Source organism: Psychromonas sp., from assembly GCF_983033635.1.
Window position 1 is genome coordinate 573 of record NZ_CEZLMY010000254.1, and the last position, 2318, is coordinate 2890.

The 2318-nt window shown below is 37.5% G+C and carries 1 protein-coding gene; it reads left to right on the forward strand.

The annotated features are described in order from the left end of the window. The first annotated feature begins 539 nt into the window (after positions 1–539). Positions 540–2153: a KAP family P-loop NTPase fold protein gene (locus AC4GME_RS18030; protein ID WP_490378693.1), complete on the forward strand. Its 1614-nt coding sequence runs from the start codon at positions 540–542 to the stop codon at positions 2151–2153. Positions 2154–2318 lie beyond the last annotated feature (165 nt).

A 2318-nucleotide genomic window follows, 5' to 3' on the forward strand; every position in this document is an offset into this window, starting at 1 on the left:
ATAATAGTCACAACTATGTGTGTTGGTAATTTCCAGTCTGCATTACTCAAGCTTGCCAGCAAGAAGATTGATATAAATCAAAGGGAAATTTTAGAGGCTTGTTGTGCCCAAATTTACCAAGCCACAACAGATTATTGTGGATTATTATATTTGGCCTCAATTTTAGAAGCTTAAGGCAATTTCCTAAGGCACTTTGTGCCCCTTTCCGCCTTAGAAAGCTAACTCACAAACGCCCGCCGAGCGAGTTGTAATATTGTATTATCATCAATGTTTCGCTATTGACACAACGCTCGCTTTCTCCCAATAGCGAGCGCAAATACCTAGTTATATCCGGGAAAAATCGAGCGTGACTAGTGTCATTTTTTATGTTTTTAAGAAGACTCGGTTATTACTCTTACATCCATTTAGAGGTAATAGAGTGTAATAGTTATATTTAGTTGATTTGTATAAGATAGTCATATTAATACGAGATTTGAAGAGAATAGTAAGGTATAGGGTCTCACCCTTTTGTCCCTCCAAATAAAAAGTTAAAAGGTTATATGACTAAAATTATTGAAATAGACTGGTCTAAAGGTGTGAGGGTTGGCTCTGAGTTCTTTCCTGAAGATAAGCTGGAGAGAGCAAAGTATGCCAAGTTTTTAACAGGTTTCTTAGCAGAACAAGGTTTTGATGGGGTACAAAAAAGTAACTACGTACTTAACCTGAATTCTGAATGGGGAGCTGGTAAGACATATTTTCTTAAAAGGTGGGCTAAAGACTTACAGCCTCATTATCCTGTGGCATATATTGATGCATGGAAACAAGACTATTCTGACGATCCATTAATGACCGTGGTTTCTTCTCTCATTAAACAATTTAGGCTGCAAGCAGGTAAGGGCGAAGATGATCCAATATTTAAAGCACCAAGAAAATTAATTGGGTTATTAAAAGCAGCCGCTCCCGGAATCGCCAGAGGATTAACTAAGCGCTACTTAGGAATTGACCCTGTAGAAATTATGAATGCAGAGGATGACGATGAACTACCGGGAGGTGGGTGTGTTGATGCAGATGGTGAGCCTATTCCTATGGGGTTTGCAGCATCAGGCTTAGTTAAACACTTAATTGATGAACATGATGCTAAAAGCGTTGCCATTGAAAGTCTAAAAAAGAGTGTTCAAGAGTGGGTGGAAGCAGTAATAGACCCGGCAAAAGTTAGCTATCCGGCATTTATCTTTATTGATGAATTAGATCGCTGCAGACCTAGCTATGCCGTAGAAATGCTTGAGACCATAAAGCACATATTTGATATTGAGGGCGTTGTCTTTGTTGTTGCTACTGATACAGAGCAATTACAACATGCAGTCAAAGCTGTTTATGGTGAAGGTTTTGATGCAAGAGTCTACTTAGGTCGATTCTTTAATAGTAGGTATACACTGCGTAAACCTTCGTATGAGAAACTTTTAGAGGTACATTGTGATTTGGATAAGCTATCCCCAGATTATCTAGCGTCTAAACAGATAGTTCCATTTCCTTCATCATTAGATGTACAGGATATACGAATAAAAAATCTGACTGTTGTTTATGATTCATTCGGCTTGCCAGCTAGACAGGTTATTCAAATAACTGATAGGTTAATTGCAGCTGTAGAGTCTCTTTCCGATATCAAATGCCTGAACATTATCTATTTAGCTTTTCTACTTAGTCTAAGAGAAAAAGCCCCTCACTTGTATGAAGTTATGACTACGTACCAATTAGGGAGAAAACTAGACAGTGATTCGAGTCTAACGCTTGAAATGGCTATCATTCGTATTGGTAATTTGGATAATCAATTTATTAAATTTGAATGTAACCCAGTGTCAATTCTGCCAACTCTAACTGCTAGTAACTCTTCAACTTACACCAATAATTGGCCTAATGGCTTATACGAGTGTACGTTGCGAAAATATATTCAAGAAATACATATGCATATGCTTCATAGCTATAATGATTCAAATTGGCGGGGTAAAATGAGAGAAGTTGCAGATATGCAGCATAGTGGCCAAATAGGTCCTGATAAAGGAGGACATTGGGCTTCTATTGGTTTTGCTACACAAAATGAAAATTCTGGTTTGGATATTGGGTTCTATAAAGATCTGGTTGAGCTTGCTTCTGCTATTGATTGGTTAGATGAATAAAGTTAGGTAATCGAATTATGAAAAAACTACTGAATTTAAAAGAAGACTTTGATGAACTCATAGAAGTACAACGACCAGATGACACACAAAGCTATGCTTTTGCGGAACTCAAGCTTCTATATGGAAAAGTACCAACCATTACATTTCATGATCATGATCATGGTA

Excerpts from the sequence above, each read along its gene's own strand:
- AC4GME_RS18030 (WP_490378693.1), top strand. The coding sequence starts at position 540 with ATGACTAAAATTATTGAAATAGACTGGTCTAAAGGTGTGAGGGTTGGC.